This is a genomic window from Bacteroidia bacterium (assembly GCA_027493955.1).
Classification (GTDB): Bacteria; Bacteroidota; Ignavibacteria; order SZUA-365; family SZUA-365; genus JAOSJT01.
In genome coordinates this window covers 2,794,533-2,813,543 of the sequence record JAOSJT010000001.1, presented here as the reverse complement: position 1 = coordinate 2,813,543, position 19,011 = coordinate 2,794,533, and the positions used below count along the sequence as shown (strand labels likewise).

The following is a 19,011-nucleotide window of genomic DNA, read 5'->3' as shown; positions in this document are numbered from 1 at the left end:
CGGATACGGAAATCAGGAACACCGCAACCGAAAATTACTCCGCAGCGATTCACGGGGCAAGTATTTCGCTTGCGTCGTACATTAATATTTCCTGAAATTTTTACATGACGAAAAAACACATCTTTCCCATTCTGCTCGTCGCGGCCATGCTGCCATCCATGGTCGCATCGTCGCTGCACGCCCAGCAATTCTCGCCGGAGGAGGACCCCTGCGGCCACCACCTGCTATCGCTGTCCGCTCATGCGCTGCTGTGGGGCTATGGCCTCGATACGCTCGAGGCGGATATGCAGCGCTGGACGGCGCATCCGTGGGTTCGCATGGATACGATAGGCCTGAGCGTGCAGGGACGTCCGTTGCTGCACATCGCGCTGACAAACCCATCGTCCATGCTTCCGAAAAAGCGTATCTGGATACACGCGCGCACACATCCCATCGAAGCGGAATCGTCCTGGCTGACGCGCGCCATAGTCAACGAGCTGCTCTCCGCCTCACCCCTTGCCGCGGCCATTCTCGACCATTGCATCGTCAACATTTTACCCATGCTGAATCCGGATGGAGTGCAGCTCGGCAATGCGCGCGAAAATGCAAACGGCGTGGACATCGAGAGCAACTGGGGTGCGGCCACCCCGCAGCCGGAGGTGCGGGCCTTGCGCGCGCAACTCACTTCGCTCATGCAGTCGCCTTCGCCCGTCGGGGTGGCGCTCAATCTGCATTCGGCGTATCAGTGCCGCAGGTATTTCGTGTATCACGATCCCGCCGGAACCTCCGAACTGTTCGCCACGCTGCAGCAGCGCTTTATCGGCATGGTCCGCTCGCGCTTCCCGGGAGGAATCGAGCCGTATGACTATTTCGTGACCTGGACAGGCGGAACCCCCGACCGCTACCCGGAGAGCTGGTTCTGGATGAATTTCCGGGAAAACGTGATGGCGCTGACCTACGAGGATATGAACTGTGTTACGGCGGGGGAATATGATCGCACCGCCTTTGCCTTGCTTGGCGGAGCTGCGGAGTATCTGGGTATCGTGGGATCCGTGGGAATCACGGATGAAATGGCGTCACCCGCCGCCTTCGCGATCACGGCGGTCTATCCGCAGCCGTTCAGCGCTTCGGGCGGCGGCCGCCTCTTTGTGCGCGTCACTGTGCCCGAATCGGGAAGGCATGTCCGCATTCACGTGCTCGACGCGCTCGGCCGCACCGTAGCGCAGTTGTGGGATGGACAATTATCCGGGGACCGCGTGCTTGCCGTCAGCGGCGAAGGGCTCTCCACCGGTGTGCATTTTGTGCGACTTGCAGCAGGGGATGAAGTTCGCATGCAGCCGATACAAATCCTTCGCTAAGGGCGTGCGCACAACGGCGACACCCCTTGCGAAGAACACCTCCACAGCGATGAATTGGTTCGTTCGCGGTGATCGATGGTTTCGCTGATGAAGCGGAATCGGCGCCGGCTCGGCGACAGCTCACTGTTTCACGATAGCGGTGCTGTGCATGCGCATACCGTTGAAATGAATATGGAGAAAGTGCATACCGGAGGCAGTACCCGCAAGATCAAGGGGGATGCTGAGGGAACCCGCTTCAATGACACCGGAGAAAATGCTTCGTTGCGATCTGTCCAGCAGGTCGCTGAGGAGCACATCCAGTCGACCCTCACCGTACACCACTATTTCAGCGATCGCATAATCCGTGAACGGATTCGGATACACCCGCACCTCCGGGGGGGCCGTATAGCGCAGACCTTCAGGATGCCGGCAGGAGGCATTGATGCAGATGCGGCCGTTGGCGGCATTTACAGGCATGGCCTCCTGACCGGGTACGGCAAGATTGGCGGTCGCACCGACGACGGTCACATCGTGGCAACCCTGCATGTCGCTCAGAGCGACAAATTCCATCTGTACCAGAGCGCCGGTGCTCTGCAGCGCTGCGGGACTGCTCACCCGCCACTGTACGGTTCCGTTGCTGCTTTCGCTGACTGACAGCGTCGCCGCGGCGGGGAGACCGGCGCCGCGGTTGACGTTGCCTGTGAAACGCAATTCCGGCGTCGCGTAGCGGAACGTGCCCTCGAGTGTGTAGACAGGGGTGAATTCCGGAAGCGTGTCCAGCGACAGGGCGAGCGAGCCGCTGCCTCCGGGTATCAGCATCAGCGCGGGGCGGGTGAAGCTCATGGAGATGCGTTCCAGAACGCCGGTGAATTGCAACGGCAATGGTTCCGAGGCGCCGCAGGCCATGCGCACGACAGCGCTGTCGTGCGTGACGCCGGAACTTCCGGGACGGACGCTCACGCGCAGCGCGAGACTGTCGCCCGGTTGAAGCGAGACCGGAAACGGCGAGGCGGGTGAGAACGTGACAGCGGACGACGTCGCGGTGACGCCGAGAATCTCCGCCTCGACCATACCGGTGTTGATCAGATACACGACGGTATCGCGCAACGCACCGACGGGCTGGGGATCGAGCACAAGTCCCGCCACGCTCCATGCGACTCGTGGAGTGTACGCCGACACGCGTAACGTGTCGTACACCGTTTCGCCCTCGTCGGAATCCAGCCGCAACACCGCCTGCCAGCTTCCCTCACCCGGAATCTGCATGCGGACAGGGATGGAAATTTTTCCTTTCCACGGCAGCACGGATGGGATCTGAACCGAGGGAAGCATAATGACGCCGGGCGTCGCCGTGGCAAGGTCGATGCGCGTGATGGTGAGGTCGTTTCCGAAATCATGATCGTTCGTGACGATGATGCTCGTGTCGATGGTAAAAGGCGTACAATAGCGATAAGGACCGAAGTCCATGCGCGCGCGCGAGGGCATGGCAACACGGATATCGTCCAGAATATGCTCGTTGAAGGCCGATCCGCATGCTGCAGTCACAGCGAGATAGCCATCGAAATCGGTGAAAGTGGAAATCGTGTGGCGGAGGCGCAACTGGCCGTCAATCCATACAGACACCGTCTTGTCGCGCAGTCGAATGTGCAGCATGTGCATGCGGCCATCCTCCAGCGTCGGTATAGCGAGTGTTTCGTAGCGAAGATGATTGCTCGATACGTCCTTGATTACAGCGATGTGCTCGTGCGTGGGATCGCCGTACTCGGTGTTTTGATAGGTGTCGAACTCCACACCAAACCCGAGGGAACTGTTGAAACCGAGTGTGCCTCCGCCACCTTCCGGCCAGTTGTCCACAGGTCCGAACACGAACACCATCCCATCGCCCCCGCCATTGGTCATGGAACCTCCCACACCGAAGGACGCGCGCAGAGAAACGTCAAAGGATGAAATGGGCAACAGGCGGCGCAGGATAATCCTTCCCGCCTGTCCTGTTTGCGCGGGTGTCAGGATCATTCTGCCGTTGAGCGCATCGTGCCGCGTCGCGCTCCCTGTGGAATAGCGCGCGCTCTCGAAATTGGAGAAATCGTCGCGCCAGACATCGGCATGCCAGGGCAATTCGATCTGCGCAAGAAGCTGCGGACTGAACAGGCACAAAAACAGCAAGAGTACCGTCAGTCGCGGCGGCTCAGGCAAAAATTGCGTCGAGCACCCGCTCCGTATCCGCGAGATTCTCGAACAGATAATCGGGACCATGCGTGGCCAGCTGTTCATGGCTGTATCCTCCGGTGGCTACCGCTATGCTTCGTACGTTCAAATGCCGCCCGCAGTCTATGTCGTGCGGCGTATCACCGATGATGACGATTTCTTTGGCCCGGAACACAACACCGAGTCTGTCGTAGGCTCTGCTCTTGGCGATCTCCGGAAGCTCATGCCGGTGATACGCGTCGCTGCCGAAAGCGCCGAATGCGAAATAGCGCAGTAAATCCGGCGGCGTGAGTTTGATACGCGCGCCGCGCAGCATATTCCCGGTAAGCAGCGCGCTGGTTGCGGCTTCTTCCTGCTCCAGCGCGTCCAGCAGTGTGCGCACACCAGGGAGAATGGCTACGTTGTCCGTCGTCAGGCGCTGTTCGAGCAGGGTAAAAAATGTATCGAACACCTGATCCTTCCGCTGCTCCCGTTGTTCGGGGGCGATGCCTGCCAGCTCCGTGATCTCGTTGTAGATCTGCTGATCGGTTTTGCCGGCGAAATCGTAATCCCAGTTCCGGGACGCGAGACCGAACGATTCTCCGGCGGCTTCGATAAAGGTGTGTTTCGCGACGCCGTTCGTCGAAATCAGTGTACCGTCAATGTCGAACAGCACAAGACGGAGATATTGCTGGTGGATCATGCTTCCTCGGGAGTTGGGACCATTCTGGAAAGTACGAAATCCATCAGTCGCGGAAAATGCACTCCGGCGAGCACATACAATTTTCCGCCGGCGGAGACGACGATTTCACGCCGCCGCTGACGCACACAGCGGTGAATGGCTTCCGCAGCGACTTCCGGGGGACTGGTGGGTACGGCGCGTCTGCGCGTCTGCGGAACGGCGTAAGTCATGGAACGGAAAAACGGAGTGTCGGTTCTTGCGGGGCATACCACGCCGACGTGTACACCGCGATGCCGCACTTCCAGGCGCAGCGCATCCGCAAAACCATGCAAGGCGGCTTTGCTCGCGCTGTATGCTGCGTTGAAGGCCAGCGCACGCTTCCCGAGCACGGAGGAAACGAGAACGATGCTTCCGTTCCCGCGTCGCAGCATGGATGGGAGTACTGCGTGCACGGTCGCGATGGCTCCACTGATATTGGTGTGTAGGATGGATTCGATGTCCTTCCACTCCGTCGCCGCCACCGGACCGTACAGCCCTATTCCCGCGTTGACAATGGCGACATCCGGCGGATACGTGCTGATCATCTCACCGAGCGCAGCAAGGTACGCATCACCGCCCGCGACGTCGGCGACGAGGATGCGATGCTCCCCTCCGGCATGTGTGGTGATTTCCTCCATAACGGCTTCGAGAGAACGGAGCGTTCTCCCGAGCAGGAGGCAATCATACCCGTCGCGCGCGAAACGCAGCGCCGCGGCTTTCCCGATTCCTGATCCCGCGCCGGTTATGAGCGCAAGGGCACGCGGAGTACGTGTCATTTGTTTCTCCAGAAATGGTGGTGGCTCGTTCCGTTCGTGGGCCCCGCGAGGCGCGGTTCCCTCCGTCCTTCGCGACAGTGGTGCGGACGGTTCCAATCGTATTCTCGTACGATTGTTTCGCTCACCTCTTGCGATTCATCGCTGAAATGTATAAAATCCTATGCTTAAGTCATTCCGGAATTTCTCCCGAGCTGTTCCACACTTTTTTTCTGCGCACCGATATGAGTGAGAACAAGGATATTCTGATTGTTGATGATGAGGAAATGATGGGTCTCGTGCTTTCCGGTGTTTTCGAAGACGCCGGATATACCGTGCGAACAGCAACGACGGGGGAGGAGGCGCTGAAACTCCTCAGCGAACGCCTGCCGGGTGTGCTGCTCATGGATATAATCATGCCCGGTCTCAGTGGTCTCGAAGTGCTGCGGCGTATTAAAAGTATTGACGACGGGATCCCGGTGATACTCATGACTGCCATGGCGGGAGTTGCGGGTGCCGTTGAAGCCATGCGAAGCGGCGCGTTTGACTATATAGCCAAGCCCTTTCGCAACGACGAGCTGATCAAAGTCGTGGACAGGGCTGTCACTGATCGCGAGATGCGCAAAACAGTGCTGGAGAAACGCAGCACCCCAATTGACGTGCGTGATCCGATTCTTTTTGATATGGGGACCAGCGAGGTCGTTGTCGAACTGGCCGCGCGTACCCGGCGGGTCGCGAAAAGCAACTTCGATGTGCTGATCACAGGCGAAACCGGATCGGGTAAAGAGCTCATAGCCCGCGCAATTCATTCCATGAGCAGCAGGGCGGACAAACCCTTCATTCCACTCGATTGCGGGGCCATTCCGGACTCACTGCTGGAGAGCGAATTGTTCGGTCACGAAGAAGGCGCCTTTACCGATGCGCGTTCGCAAAAAAAGGGGAAGTTCGAACTTGCGAACGGCGGAACCATCTTTCTCGACGAAGTTCCGAACATGTCCTGGTCCTCACAGGCGAAGCTTCTGCGGGCCTTGCAGGATCGAAGTATTTTTCGTGTCGGAGGCTCGAAACCCATCAACGTCGACGTACGCGTCATTGCCGCGAGCAACACGGACTTCAATGCGATGATCGAGGGAAAAACATTCCGGGCCGACCTTTTTTACCGTCTGCGCGAATTTTCCATACACGTACCGGCTCTCAGAGAGCGCCGCGGGGACATCCCTTTCCTCATTGATAAGTTCATCCATCAGACAAATCTGGAGCTGGACAAGAAGGTGTCCGGTTGCACCGCAGCCGCGCTCGATATGCTCATGATGTACGAATGGCCCGGGAACGTGCGGCAATTGCGCTCAACCATTCGCAGCGCCGTACTGCAGGCAGGCGATGTTATTGACGTCGAGCATCTCGAGTTTATGGATATGCACGGCGGCGAAAGCATAGGACATCTGGAGGGACTGGATCTTGGAAATGGCGCTCCGTTGAAGGACCACGTCAAAAAGCACATTGCCCAGATCGAAAGACAGATCATTCACGAAACGCTGAAATCCACGCGTTGGAACAAGGCCAAGGCCGCGAGGATTCTGCAGATTGCATACAACACCTTGCTTTCGAAGATTGCGGAATATGATCTTCAGAATCCCAACAGCTGAACCGGCTCAGACGACTCCTCCCTTCCGGACAGGGTGAGTTTTTCCACTCAATCAATCGTACACCCTATGGACGACGTCGCGGGAATTTCCCTTCTTCATGTCGAAGATGATTCCGACCACGCCGCGCTCGTGAAAGCGACACTCGGCGCGGATGTATTGCATGAGTGGACCGTAGTCCATGTGGACAGTATTGCCGATGCAATGCTCCAGCTTGGGAGCGGGCACTGGGACTGTGTTTTGCTCGATCTGAATATTCGGGACAGTAGTGGTCTCGATACCTTCCATGCCATCGCGGCAGCGGCGCCTTCTGTCCCCATCATCATCCATTCCGGCGTCCGCGACACCGGCTTGGCCGTTGATGCGGTGCGTGCCGGCGCACAAGACTATGTCGTGAAGGATATCGGTTCCCGTGAGCATCTCGTCCGCAGCATTTTGTATGCCATCGAGCGGCACCGGCTCAAAATGGAATTGGACAGAGTGAACACGGATCTCGAGCAGCGCAATCGTGAATTGACTGCGGCCAGAGAGGAGATACAGCGGGAACGTGATCTGTTCGTCTCGGGTCCCGTGGTAGTCGTCAAACGTTCGGCGGAAGCGCCCGGCATCGTTGACTATATTTCGCCGAACGTCATGCGGTACGGCTACCAGCCGGAGGATTTTATCACGGGTGCCCGGACCTTCGAAAGCATTGTCCACCCCGCCGACACGGAGGCGCTGCAAGCGAAAATTCTTGAACGCCTCGCTGCCGACTCTGTCATCATGGAGCATGAATACCGGTTGATGGATGCACGGGGCGAGGACGTGTGGGTCAGCGACGTTACGCGTGTGTCGTTCGATGAGACCGGTAGCGTGCAATTGCAATCCTATCTCGTGGATATCAGTTCACGACGACGAGCCGAGCACAGTTTGGGAGAAGTGGAACTGCGCCTGAGTTCGATACTCGACGGCATCAACGAAGCCGTGTACGAAATCGACACCAACGGCCGCATCACATTCATCTCGCCTGTCATTTCCAAAATCCTCGGGTATGAGCCGGAATTCCTTATCGGCAGGCAGTTGTCGGAATTCGTCGTCGAAGAGCAACGCCGGGATTTCGTCGAAGCGCTGCACCATCTGCCGAAAACCGCCGCCGAGCCATGCGAATTTTTCATGACCAACCGCGACGGCGAGGTCCGCTCCGTTCATATTTCCTGCGGCCGCCATCTTCCGCTCGCAGAGCATGGCCGTATCGCGGGTGTGCTCAGCGACGTCACAGAACAGCACCGCATGGCGGATCTTTTCCGTTCCGCGCGCAAAGAGATTCAGCAATATCTCGACATCGCCGAGGTCATCTTTCTCTCACTCGATGCCACCGGAAGCATCACCCTGATCAATAAAAAGGGTTGTGATCTTCTGGGGTATACCGAGCAGCAGCTTCTCGGCCGCGATTGGTTCGATCTCTGCCTCCCGCCGGAGATCCGGGAGGACACGCGAGCCGCCTTGCATACTCTCCTGCACGGCGAGTACCAGACCGCGGAAATCCACGAAAACGCGGTGCTCACCCGTCGCGGCGATCAACGCATCATCCGCTGGCACAATTCACCGATCCATGATGCGAGCGGACTCGTGAGCGGCGTACTTTGTTCCGGTGAGGACGTGACGGAGCAGCGCCAGATAGAAGCCGAAATGCGCGGATCCCGGGAATTGCTCGACCTCGCACTCTGGGGAGGCGACCTGGGCGCCTGGGAGTGGGATGTTGAATCCGACACAGTTATCCTGAATGACCGGGCACGCAGCCTCCTGGGATACGAGCAGGACGATCTCCCCTCGTACAGCGCGATGCGGCGTGAGATTCTGCCGCAGGACGACGTCCGACGACTACGCGAGGAAATGGACCGGTATCTCGAGGGACAGGCGCCGTTCTATCAGGCGGAGACCTGGATCGTCTGCAAAAACGGCGAATGGAAATGGATACTCGAACGCGGGAAAGTCGTGCTCAGAGACGCCGTCGGCGCTCCGCGAAGGGTTGCCGGCACCATACTTGACCTGACGGAGCGGAAGTACGCGGAAATCGCCATTGAGGACAGTGAAAAAAAATTCCGCCTCCTCGCGGAAAATTCATCGGACATCATCTGGACAAGCGACGCTGCCTGGAACCTCACGTTTGTCAGTCCCAGCGTCGAGTACATCAGCGGTTTCCTGCCTGAAGATATGTTCGCCATGGGACTGAAGGGGGTGTTCGTCGAGGAACACTTCGAGCGACTGCAGAATGCGTTTTCCGAACATGTCGATAGGCTTCGGCAGGGTGGCACGATGGACCGCAGTCTGCGCCTCGAGCTGAAACTCGCGCGCCGCATGCTCGATCCGCTGTGGGTGGAAGTCGTGGCCATACCGATATTCGATCGCCTCGGGAATCTGGTATCCGTCCACGGAAACACGCGCGATATTCACAATCGCAAGCTCGCCCAGCTCGCATTGCAGGAGAGCGAAGAGAAGTATCGTCTCCTTGTGGAGAACCAGACGGATCTTGTCGTTAAAATGGACCTCGACGGGCGTTTTCTCTTCGTCAGCCCGTCCTACTGCCGGACATTCGGGAAAACGGAAGAGGAATTGCTGGCCAATACTTTCATCCCCATGGTGCATGAGGATGATCGCGCCGCCACGCTCGATGCCATGAAGGTCATTCTCAGTCCGCCGCACACCGCGTACGTGGAGCAGCGCGCCTTGACCGTGGAGGGGTGGCGTTGGCTGGCCTGGTCGGAGTCTGCCGTGTTCGACGAGGACGGAGAGATTGTCGCCCTTGTCGGCGTAGGGCGCGACATCACCGCAAGAAAAATGGCCGAGTTCGCGCTCGTCGACAGTGAGAAACGCCTTCGTACGGTGATTTCCAATCTCCCTGTCATTCTGTTTTCGCTGGACGCGAACGGCGCTTTCACCCTGTCGGAGGGACGCGGCCTGGACGCGCTGGGGCTGCAGCCGGGGCAGGTCGTCGGTCGGAGCGTCACCGAGGTGTATGGCGGCAATCCCGTCATACTCAGCAATATCGAACAGGTAATGCGTGGCGAACACCTCGCGTCCATCGCGGAAGTCGAGGACAAGCAGTTCCAGACCTGGTACTCTCCGATATTCGACGCGCACGGAAAAGTACAGCAGGTGATCGGTGTGGCGGTGGACATTTCGGAGCGTGTGCGCACGCAGCGTGAACTGGACCGGCACCGTAACCATCTCGAAGAGCTCGTCGAAGCCCGAACGCTCGATCTGGAACGCGCAAACGAGCGTCTGCGTCGTTTCCGCTTCGCGCTGGACAGTGCCGCGGACAACCTGTACATCATCGATCCGGCGACGCTTACGAATGTTGATATCAACGACAGTGCGGCATCGGCTCTGGGGTACAGCCGTGAGGAGTTGCTGACGCTGCGTCTGACGGATATCGTCCCGGAGGACGAACATACGAGAGTGCTCACGGTGATTCAGGATGTCCGCAGCGGTCAGCTCACGGTGGGTGTGCTCGAGACGAGCTTTGTCGGACACGATGGAAGTCTGTTCCCGGTGGAAATGCTCATCCGCGAGTTCACCACCGGCGATACACCGCTGCTGGTAGCCACGGTGCGCGATATCTCGCGTCGCGTGAAGGCAGAGCGCGCCTTGCGCGAGAGCGAGGCGAAATACCGCAACGTGCTCGAAAACGCCGGCGAAGGTATTCTGGTCGTCCAGGATTTGCTGGTCAAGTTTTTCAACGATGAAGTGCTCGAACTCACCGGTCTCGATGCGGCGACGCTCGAGAATCTTCCTCTGCTGGAATTCATCCATCCCGACGATCACGACACCCTGCGCTCGCAGTACGAAACCCGACTGCGCGGTGAGGCCGCACCCGAGGGCTACAACGTGCGTATGTTCGACGTCAACGGAACGATAAAATGGATGGAAGTGCGCGATGTCGTCATCGCCTGGGAGGGACGCCCCGCCACGCTCAGCTTTTTCAACGACATCACCTCCCGCAAGGAGAGCGAGGAGTACATTCATTTTCAGGCCTCCCTGTTGCGCATCGTCCGTAATTCCGTCATCGCCGTGGATGTCAACGGTCGTGTGATCTACTGGAATACTTTTGCGGAGCAAATGTACGGCTGGAAATCCGAGGAAGTGCTCGGTCGCGTGGTGGATGACTTGCCGCCCTTCGGCAAGGAATTCGGAGCAAAGATTATGCCCACGCTGCGGCGTACGGGTGCATGGCAAGGGGAGACCGAGCGCACGCGTAAGGATGGCGTCATTCTACCGGTCGAATCCCGCTGGAATGTGATTGAGATAGACGGACGCGTGCACGGCTATGTCGGCGTCGGGATTGATCTGACGGAGCGGAAAAAGCTGGAACGCGAACTGCTGCAGTCGCAAAAACTGGCCTCACTGGGCATTCTCTCTGAAGGCATAGCGCACGAACTGCGCAATCCCCTCGGCTATGCGTCTTCGGCCGCTCAGCTGCTTTTGACCAAGCACAATCTCCCGGAGGAGCAGCTTCGCAAGTATGGCGAAGTCATTTATTCGGGAGTGGAGAAGGCGAACAAGATCATCGAGAATCTGCTGCTCATCGGCAAGCCCAAGGGGCAGTTGATGAAGGGTCAGATTGATTTGGCCGATACGGTCGCGGAGGCGCGTTCTATGCTTTCGGCGCATCCTCTCGCCGCGAATGTGACGGTCAGCATTGATCTCCCGCACGGCGCCGCAGTGATTTTCGGGAACCGGGAAATGCTGGTGCAATTGTTCTACAATCTCTTTACGAACGCGGCCAACGCGCTTACCGGTCCCGGCAACATTTACGTGCGAGGCGGACGCAGTGGAGACGAGGTGCGCATTCGCGTCAGCGATACCGGGCCGGGCATACCGCAGGAAATCGCGGACAGCATTTTCGACCCCTTCTTCACGGCTTCCAAAAGCGACAAGGGCATCGGTCTTGGCCTGACGCTGTGCTATTTTATCGTGGACGATCATGACGGCTCTATCGAACTTCAGGCCGAACAGGTTGCCGGCGAGGAGGGCGCGGTGTTTCTGCTGACCTTCCCTGCAGGGTGACGAAGGATCCGCCTCAAGCGGAACGTTGTACGATCGCCTGCCCGCCGAAGCATCATAGGACCATGGCACAACCGTCAGTGCATGAGAGCGCAGGCGGGCCTGCCCGCCGAAGCAGCATAGCTTTGCTGCACGGGTGTTGTTGGACGAGGGCGAAGGCGGGACGATGTACGACTTGACCAGCCCCTGAGCGACGCGAACGGTGAGCACAGAGCGATCGCAACGCGAAACTCTCCCGCGATAGTTGTTCATCGGGACCGCACAAACGAGCGCGAGCGTGAGCGCCAAAATTCCGCTGTCCGTGCTGCTTCTTCCCCATAGGCTATTCTCTGCGTCTTTGCGTCTTTGCGCCTCTGCGTTACATTCCCCCCTTTCCATCCCGAGTGCGGAGTTTCGACGGTCCCTTCGACTCCACTCAGGGACCGCCCTTCGACGATGGTTGAGCGTCCCTTCGGCTTTCGCTCAGGGACCGTCGAAGCTCGCTCAGGGACCGTTGAAACCACCGACACCTGATATCATTTCTGCCCCGGATCTGTGCGCCTTAGGGATTGTTTGGAGCAGGATAGGGAGTCCGATACCACTTTCCACTCACGTGTGTCGCTGAGCAAATCAAAACGGACACAGCGTATCCGCATTTACGCCGCATGTATCGCACATTCCTGTTTTTCTGCCTTGACGGTGACCCTGTTTCCATAAAACTCCGGCATTTCGCGACATCTGTCCGATAAACAGACAATCCCGGAAAAAATCGAATCTGTATTTTATTCAATTCGCTCCCTATGCAACCCGTTGCATAGCTGCGCATCGTTTTGCATAGCAACGCGTTGCAATCGGCGCTGCAAAAAGCGGAGAAAATATATCCACAATAAAAAAATCCGATTGAAGGCGTCGGTAGAAAACTCATAACGCAATCAATTTGAATGAGTTACAGGGATCAAGAGAAAATCGCTATTTGGAGTACGTCTCAATAAGAAAGTTTGGCACGGTATGTGTACCAATGTAGCGTGGAATGAAAACCGCTACTTCAAATTTTTTTTAGAGGAGACACTATGTCGAAAATGAGGATACAACTGGCAACAGGATTACTGTCCCTGCTTTGTCTGCTGAGCGCCGTACCGGCTCAGGCGACGATCTATACATGGACAGGAGCCGGGGCCAACAGTAACTGGAACACCCCCGCCAACTGGAGTCCCAACGGTGTGCCCGGCAGCAGCGATGATGCTTTCTTTAGCAGCAACGCCTCGGTCAATGTCACCGCCGCTGTGACTGTCCTGAGCTTCAGCATCACCGGAGCAACAGTGACCCTGTTGAGCGACACCTCCGTGACGGTGACTTCCACCATGACTCTCACAGACGCTCTGTTGCAATTAGGCTATATCACCCCGACCCGCGCCGGTTTTCCCCTCGTTATCGCGCAAAACGCAGCGCTGAGTCTGCTCGGTGTTTCTGGTTCCAGAATCGTCCCCAACGGTTCTCCGAGCAAGCATGTCAACATTCGTCTTTTCGGTTCCGTGAATATGGGCGATTTGCGCGTGTGCCACATAGGAGCTCTTGATGCGAGTCCCAATATTCTCAGTCGTCTGGAACGCTCCAGCGGACAATTCACGAGCGATGTTCGCTTCGAGGGCAATGTTGTCCTGAATGCGCGCGTGAATCTCGGCGCCTATAACGTGTGGCTTGGCAAGAACGCGGGCAATTCCCGTATCACCACCACGGGCGCCAATCAGGACTGCTTCACCTTTACCGATGTACACACGTCAGGATCCCCCATCGGCCGTATTATCAAGAGCGCGAAGTATTGGCAGGACGGAAACGGCAACTGGGATCCCAATGTGAGTTATTTCATCATCGAGACGGGCTTCGATGTCAGCCAGGGCAATATGTCCATGGGTGTGGACATCAATGTCGCACAGCTTGACAACAGCTGGTCCGCCACTTCCACTGAACCCTTCCGCGGTGTTTCCGTGCGCTACGTGCGACAGATCCATCCGGAGAATCAGGCCACAGGCAACAAGGTCGTCGCGAAGTACTGGGTCGTCCAGCCGGTCGGTTTCCTGCAGGAGAGCAACCCGTTTTTTGCGCCCTTCCCTCCGGCGAACAGCATTTGCTACGCCGTGGAGTTCAATACCAGCGACGTTTCCGCTCCCGCCGAGGCCTATGCCGCCATCTGGTCGGATAATTACGAGGATAATAACGGCGGCGCCTGGTACAGCTACGGCAGCCAGTTCGGCGGTCAGAACATCGGCGGCAGACTCTATGTGGTCATGTGTCCCACCTACTATTTTGGTGACATCACCATCGGAGAGGGCAGCAATCAGATTCCCGTCGAGCTCACTTCCTTTGCCGCGCGCTATGTGCGGAACAACGTGGAACTCAACTGGCAGACCGCGACGGAGCTGAACAACTACGGCTTCGCCATCGAGCGCTCGCTGGACGGCCGCGTGTGGGAAGAAATTGACTTCGTGCAGGGCGCAGGCAATTCCTACAGTCCGCGCAACTATTCCTACACCGACTTGCTCGATGATCGTCTGCGCCGCGTGCCGCAAATCGGCTACCGTCTGCGCCAGATCGACCGCGACGGCACCACGGACTACTCCGATATCGTGTTTGTGAAAACCGGTGTGATGCCGTCCGGCGTGGAACTGTACGACGCGTATCCGAATCCTTTCAATCCGAGCACTACGATCAGCTTTTCGCTGCGCGAGACGCAGCCCGTCACCATGAAGGTGTTCAACATCTTTGGCCAGGAGGTGGTGACGCTGATGGAGAACGCGCAGACCGAGGCCGGCTTCCACACGGTGGCCTTCCGCGGTGACAATCTGCCCAGCGGTTCCTACCTCGTGGTAATGAACGCCGGCGGTGCGCTGAAACAGCAGCGTCTGGTCCTCAACAAGTAAGATGTGAATGCGCTCCGGCCGGGGCGTGTAGCGGCGCCCCGGCCGGAATATCTCCCCACGAGGAAACGGAAGCAAGGAAACAGTGTTATGTTTACAGATCCCCTGGAAGGTCACATAGGTCAGAAGCTTCGCGGTGCCGAAATACCCTTCACATTTTCCCGAAGGGCCTGGCCGTTGAATCCAAGCGCCACAGTCACCTTCACACTCGAAGAACCGCAGGAAATTACCTTAAAAATTTACGACTCGTATGGAAGAGTCATTCACACGCTGTATGAAGACGTCATGATGAAGCCGGGCTATCACGAATTGCAGTTGTACGGGGACCTGTTCCCTGCCGGCAGTTGCTACGCACGTCTCCAAACCCGATATGGCGTACAGCAGCGAAATTTGATTTTGAATGCAACACTACACCCCTGAACAACGACAGGTACAGATGGAACGATAAGATTAAAGAGAGAGACAGACTCCCTCCCGGCAGGAAGCAGGAGGGAGTTCTTTATTTTTGGGGATTTTCATCGGGAGGAACGTCAAAGTATACGGTTTTCGAGAGGCATTCTGTCGATTGTTCTTTGTAGTGAAACGTAAAACGGGAAATCCTCTTGAAAACATAAGGTCCCTTCGCCCGAAATCGGTACAGTACGCGCGGTCAGCGAAGCGCCTATGCAAATCATTCCCTATTCACACGATTGCCTATCACTCACGGCTATTGAATAGCAATTGCGCTGAAAAACTCGTCGCAGTCGCTCAGTAGCCGCCTCGTCCGGGGTCGCGCCCGACTTCGAGCGTTACTTTAGCTGATTGACCGATGATTCTGTCATTCTGTTGCATACCTCGTGCGCAGCGCGAGCATTTCTCTTCAACAGGGACAGAAGATAACCCACCCTGAATATCTGGCACGCTTTTCGCTCCTCCTCTTCCGGTTTATACCGTTACTCATCACAGAACTTCTTGAGGAGAGATACTCATGAGAGCAAAAACGACTATTCGGAGCATCGCCTTCCCCCTGCTGTTAGCGATGGTGTTCCTTTTTGGAACGGATAATGTGCTGGCGCAGAATACACGGACGTGGGATGGTGGTGGCGGCACTGACACCCGATGGTCAACAGCCGCAAATTGGGATGGAGGCACTGGAACTGGGATAGTACCAACGGCTACCGATTATGCTGTTATTCCCACCGGCTATACGGTTACCTTTGATGCGAATGCGACCATTGCCAACCTTAGTATAAGCGGGAACGTTACCTTTATTTCCGACTTTACACTAACAGTTACCGGCATATTTTCCCTTACAGACGCGACGTTGAATCTCGGGTACGACGGAACAACCGCGAATGGATTCATCATACAGCTTGGTAGCAGTACAGTGCCGTCTGCCGAGTTAAATCTCACCAATTCAAAGATCGAGTATTACTCGGCCAACCCAAATACCGACCGGAGAGACGTCCTTATACGTGCCTATGGTTCAATCTCAATGAATAATCTTCTGACGAGCTACATTGGAACCTTAGATCGTACTCCGAATGTGAGCACGCGATTAGAGCGGTTTACCGGACAGTTTAGGAGCGATGCACGCTTTGAAGGTGATGTGATTTTGGGTGCCCGTGTAAATATTGGCCAGCACAGCGTATGGTTAGGAAAAGAGGCTGAGAATATCCAACTGAGTATTCCCAGCGTTGGTGAGACGTTCTTTGGCTTCACGGATGAGCATCTCCCCAACACAACTATTGGCCGACTGGTGAAAAGTGCCCGCCATTGGATGAGGGAGGTCACCGACCCATCGGATCCCATGTATGGGTATGAGGTTTGGGATGAAAGTGTCGAATACTTCATCTTCGAGACGGGAAAGGACGTTTCCCAGCAAGCTGCTATGTCTATGGGAGTGGATATCAATGTGGCATATGAAACGACGTTCACCCCCTCAGCAACAAAGCCGTTTCGAGGTGTATCTGTTCGATATGTAAAAAAGATACATCCTAAGAATATGGCGGTTGGTAACAAAATCGTGGCGAAATACTGGGTTGTGCAACCAGTAGGATTTGCGCAAGTGAACAATCCGTATTTCCCGACGTACTTGGGACCACCCACAAACGACATCTGTTATGCAGCAGAATTCAACACGAGTGACGTCTCCACACCTAGCGGAGCGTACGCTGCTATTTGGTCCGAGAATCTCGAGGATATCACAGATCCGCTTCCCACTGGAGTTGATACCTCGTGGTACACGTATGGGAGTATCTTTGGCGGACATAACATCAATGGACGACTCTATGTTGTAATGTGTCCAACCTTCTACTTCGGAGATCTCACCATCGGCGAGGGCAGCAATCAAGTCCCCGTCGAACTCACCTCCTTCTCCGCACGCTATATTCGCGACAATGTGGAGCTGAGCTGGCAGACGGCGACGGAGCTCAACAACTACGGCTTCGCCATCGAGCGCTCGCGCGACGGCGAGATCTGGGAAGAAATAGACTTCGTCAACGGCGCGGGCAACTCCTACAGCCCGAAATCCTACACCTACACGGATTTGCTCGACCCGGCCACGAAACGCGCGCCGAGGCTGGCCTACCGTCTGCGGCAGATAGACCGCGACGGGACCACGGAATACTCCAATATCGTGTTTGTGACTCTGGGTGCGCTGCCGACGGGAGTGGAACTGCACGAGGCCTATCCGAATCCCTTCAATCCGAGCACGACCGTCAGCTTCTCGCTCGGAACGGCCGCTCCGGTGAAGATCAAGGTCTTCGATATTTACGGACGTGAAGTGGCCGTCATACTCGACAACGCCGCGCTCGAAGCGGGCGTGCATACCGCGGCCTTCCGCGCATCGGCTTTGCCGAGCGGTTCATATATCGTCGTGCTCAACGCGGCGGGCGTCACACGCTATCAGCGCGTGGTGCTGAACAAATAGGGCAAGAAGAAAGAGAGAAGCTTTCTTCGGGTGTGGCCCGCGGATGCAGACATCCCGGATACTGAACGAACTGACGGAAACAGTGACACTCAGTCCGGATGCGGGAACGATGAGTAGCGGCATTGCCCACACCGCATCCGGGGCCAACCCGAAGAAGGTCCACCCATGAGGAGCGACACATGTTCGACAATCAAATACTCCGGAAGCCGAGGAACGGGGCAGCGGGACGCGAAATACCCTTTACGTTTTCGCAACAAAGCTATCCGCTCAATCCGAGCGCCACTGTCTCATTCACATTGGAAGAACAACAGGAGATCACACTCGTCATCTACGATTCATACGGCCGCGTGATTCACACGCTCTACGACAGGGCCCTGCTGAATTCCGGCTACCATGAATTGAAATTGTACGGCGATGCGTTCCCGGCAGGCGGCTGTTATGCCAGACTCGAAACACGCCACGGAGTTCAACAACGCACGCTCATCCTCACCACCAGTAAATCCTGAAAAGGAGGATCCCGGAAGTACGCGATTAGATTGAAAGAGAGAGACAAACACCCACGCGAGACGTGGGTGTTTTTTTATTTCCGTAAAGCGCAGAGCCCGAGCAGTACGTTCCTTCGCCGCTCGGCATACTCCCACCTCGATTTACGATTAGCGATTCTCGATTAACGATTCTCGATTAACGATTCCTACGTCGGAGCAGGTGCCACGCTCTCTCGTGGGTTCACAATTCAGTATGCTATGGTTTTCTCGTCGCGGATGCCTAAGTTTCCTCTTTCCACATCAAAAGGAGTTACTATGCGTCATATTGCCATCATGCTTGTTGTCGCGGCCTCGCTCGCCGCCTGTTCCTCCACAAATCCCGTGCTCGAAAGAAAGGTGTTGGAGTGGCACGCAAAGGGATCGTCGCAGATGTTCGACGGAAAGGGACTGTTCCAACGGCCGATGCCGCTTGCCGTCGGTCAGTACTGCGTATTCAGGATGATTGACGGCGAGGATCGCTCGGTCATGCGCAACGCCGTGGTCGGGAAGGAGGGCGACGGCTGGATATTCGAAACACAGTCCATCACCGCCAAAGGCGAGTCCGTTACGCAGATGCTGCTTAAAGGCGTGGATCAATCCTGGGAGAACTGGGATCCCGATCGCATCGACATCGTGTGGGTGAAAATGAAGGCGGACGACGGGGAAGTGCAGAAAATCGAAGGCCCCGCGCTCTCCATCATGAAAGGCAGCTACAAGAAATTGCTCAACGGCATGTACCTCAAGTTCAACAAGGATGAGGGCGTCGCGGCGGTGAAAGTACCCGCCGGGACGTTCAACGACTGCACCAAGGCCACCACGGAGCTGGAAATTCTGTTCTGGTCCGATACCGTCGAGGCGTTCTATCATCCCTCGGTACCGCTGAATGGCCTCGTACGCAGCGTCTCCAAGGACGACGGCACGACCATGGAACTGGTGGAATTCGGGACGAGCGGCGCCAAACCGTCGTTTTGACGAGGGAACCTGTCGTCGATTCGCATGAGATCGAGCCGGGGTGGCGCAGGCCCC

11 protein-coding genes are annotated in these 19,011 nt (G+C 56.7%); 8 read left to right on the top strand and 3 right to left on the bottom strand.

Features of this window, described 5'->3' with window-relative positions; translation table 11 throughout:
- The first annotated feature begins 104 nt into the window (after positions 1–104).
- Positions 105–1,337 (top strand): M14 family zinc carboxypeptidase, encoded by a 1,233-nt coding sequence (locus M5R41_10720; protein ID MCZ7556861.1) that lies wholly within the window; start codon positions 105–107, stop codon positions 1,335–1,337.
- 120 nt (positions 1,338–1,457) lie between these two features.
- Here the strand turns inward: M5R41_10720 and M5R41_10715 are convergent, their stop codons facing one another.
- The 3 genes from M5R41_10715 to M5R41_10705 are packed head-to-tail and all read right to left on the bottom strand — an operon-like array spanning position 1,458 to position 4,994.
- On the bottom strand, positions 1,458–3,584 hold the full coding sequence (locus M5R41_10715; protein ID MCZ7556860.1) for an L-type lectin-domain containing protein: 2,127 nt from the start codon (positions 3,582–3,584) through the stop codon (positions 1,458–1,460).
- Positions 3,499–4,200 carry an HAD hydrolase-like protein gene (locus M5R41_10710; GenBank protein ID MCZ7556859.1) on the bottom strand — a complete coding sequence of 234 codons (702 nt, stop codon included), beginning with the start codon at positions 4,198–4,200 and terminating at the stop codon, positions 3,499–3,501. Before M5R41_10710 ends, M5R41_10715 begins: the two co-directional genes overlap by 86 nt.
- A complete protein-coding gene (locus tag M5R41_10705; GenBank protein MCZ7556858.1) occupies positions 4,197–4,994 on the bottom strand; it encodes an SDR family NAD(P)-dependent oxidoreductase in 798 nt (265 codons plus the stop codon). Before M5R41_10705 ends, M5R41_10710 begins: the two co-directional genes overlap by 4 nt.
- A 221-nt stretch (positions 4,995–5,215) precedes the next feature.
- On the opposite strand from M5R41_10705, the gene M5R41_10700 reads away from it, so the two are divergent.
- The 7 genes from M5R41_10700 (at position 5,216) to M5R41_10670 (ending at position 18,957) form a co-directional block, all read left to right on the top strand.
- The gene (locus M5R41_10700; protein ID MCZ7556857.1) at positions 5,216–6,616 is read left to right on the top strand and encodes a sigma-54 dependent transcriptional regulator; all 1,401 of its coding nucleotides are present in this window, start codon (positions 5,216–5,218) and stop codon (positions 6,614–6,616) included.
- A 66-nt stretch (positions 6,617–6,682) separates the two neighbouring features.
- Complete coding sequence (locus tag M5R41_10695) at positions 6,683–11,659, top strand: PAS domain S-box protein (GenBank protein ID MCZ7556856.1); 4,977 nt, start codon at positions 6,683–6,685, stop codon at positions 11,657–11,659.
- A gap of 1,046 nt (positions 11,660–12,705) precedes the next feature.
- Complete coding sequence (locus M5R41_10690; protein MCZ7556855.1) at positions 12,706–14,553, top strand: T9SS type A sorting domain-containing protein; 1,848 nt, start codon at positions 12,706–12,708, stop codon at positions 14,551–14,553.
- Positions 14,554–14,640: 87 nt separating this feature from the next.
- Positions 14,641–14,970, top strand: coding sequence for a hypothetical protein (locus M5R41_10685; protein MCZ7556854.1), 330 nt, complete (start codon positions 14,641–14,643; stop codon positions 14,968–14,970).
- A 547-nt stretch (positions 14,971–15,517) separates the two neighbouring features.
- Positions 15,518–17,461 (top strand): T9SS type A sorting domain-containing protein, encoded by a 1,944-nt coding sequence (locus M5R41_10680; protein ID MCZ7556853.1) that lies wholly within the window; start codon positions 15,518–15,520, stop codon positions 17,459–17,461.
- A gap of 179 nt (positions 17,462–17,640) precedes the next feature.
- A complete protein-coding gene (locus M5R41_10675; GenBank protein ID MCZ7556852.1) occupies positions 17,641–17,967 on the top strand; it encodes a hypothetical protein in 327 nt (108 codons plus the stop codon).
- Positions 17,968–18,261: 294 nt separating this feature from the next.
- On the top strand, positions 18,262–18,957 hold the full coding sequence (locus M5R41_10670) for a hypothetical protein (GenBank protein ID MCZ7556851.1): 696 nt from the start codon (positions 18,262–18,264) through the stop codon (positions 18,955–18,957).
- Positions 18,958–19,011: the final 54 nt, after the last annotated feature.

Bases quoted from the DNA above. Each gene is read 5' to 3' on its own strand.
- M5R41_10685 (MCZ7556854.1), top strand. From the start codon at position 14,641: ATGTTTACAGATCCCCTGGAAGGTCACATAGGTCAGAAGCTTCGCGGT.
- M5R41_10680 (MCZ7556853.1), top strand. From the start codon at position 15,518: ATGAGAGCAAAAACGACTATTCGGAGCATCGCCTTCCCCCTGCTGTTA.
- M5R41_10720 (MCZ7556861.1), top strand. From the start codon at position 105: ATGACGAAAAAACACATCTTTCCCATTCTGCTCGTCGCGGCCATGCTG.
- M5R41_10705 (MCZ7556858.1), bottom strand. From the start codon at position 4,994: ATGACACGTACTCCGCGTGCCCTTGCGCTCATAACCGGCGCGGGATCA.
- M5R41_10690 (MCZ7556855.1), top strand. From the start codon at position 12,706: ATGTCGAAAATGAGGATACAACTGGCAACAGGATTACTGTCCCTGCTT.
- M5R41_10675 (MCZ7556852.1), top strand. From the start codon at position 17,641: ATGTTCGACAATCAAATACTCCGGAAGCCGAGGAACGGGGCAGCGGGA.
- M5R41_10700 (MCZ7556857.1), top strand. From the start codon at position 5,216: ATGAGTGAGAACAAGGATATTCTGATTGTTGATGATGAGGAAATGATG.
- M5R41_10695 (MCZ7556856.1), top strand. From the start codon at position 6,683: ATGGACGACGTCGCGGGAATTTCCCTTCTTCATGTCGAAGATGATTCC.
- M5R41_10715 (MCZ7556860.1), bottom strand. From the start codon at position 3,584: ATGAACAGCTGGCCACGCATGGTCCCGATTATCTGTTCGAGAATCTCG.
- M5R41_10710 (MCZ7556859.1), bottom strand. From the start codon at position 4,200: ATGATCCACCAGCAATATCTCCGTCTTGTGCTGTTCGACATTGACGGT.
- M5R41_10670 (MCZ7556851.1), top strand. From the start codon at position 18,262: ATGCGTCATATTGCCATCATGCTTGTTGTCGCGGCCTCGCTCGCCGCC.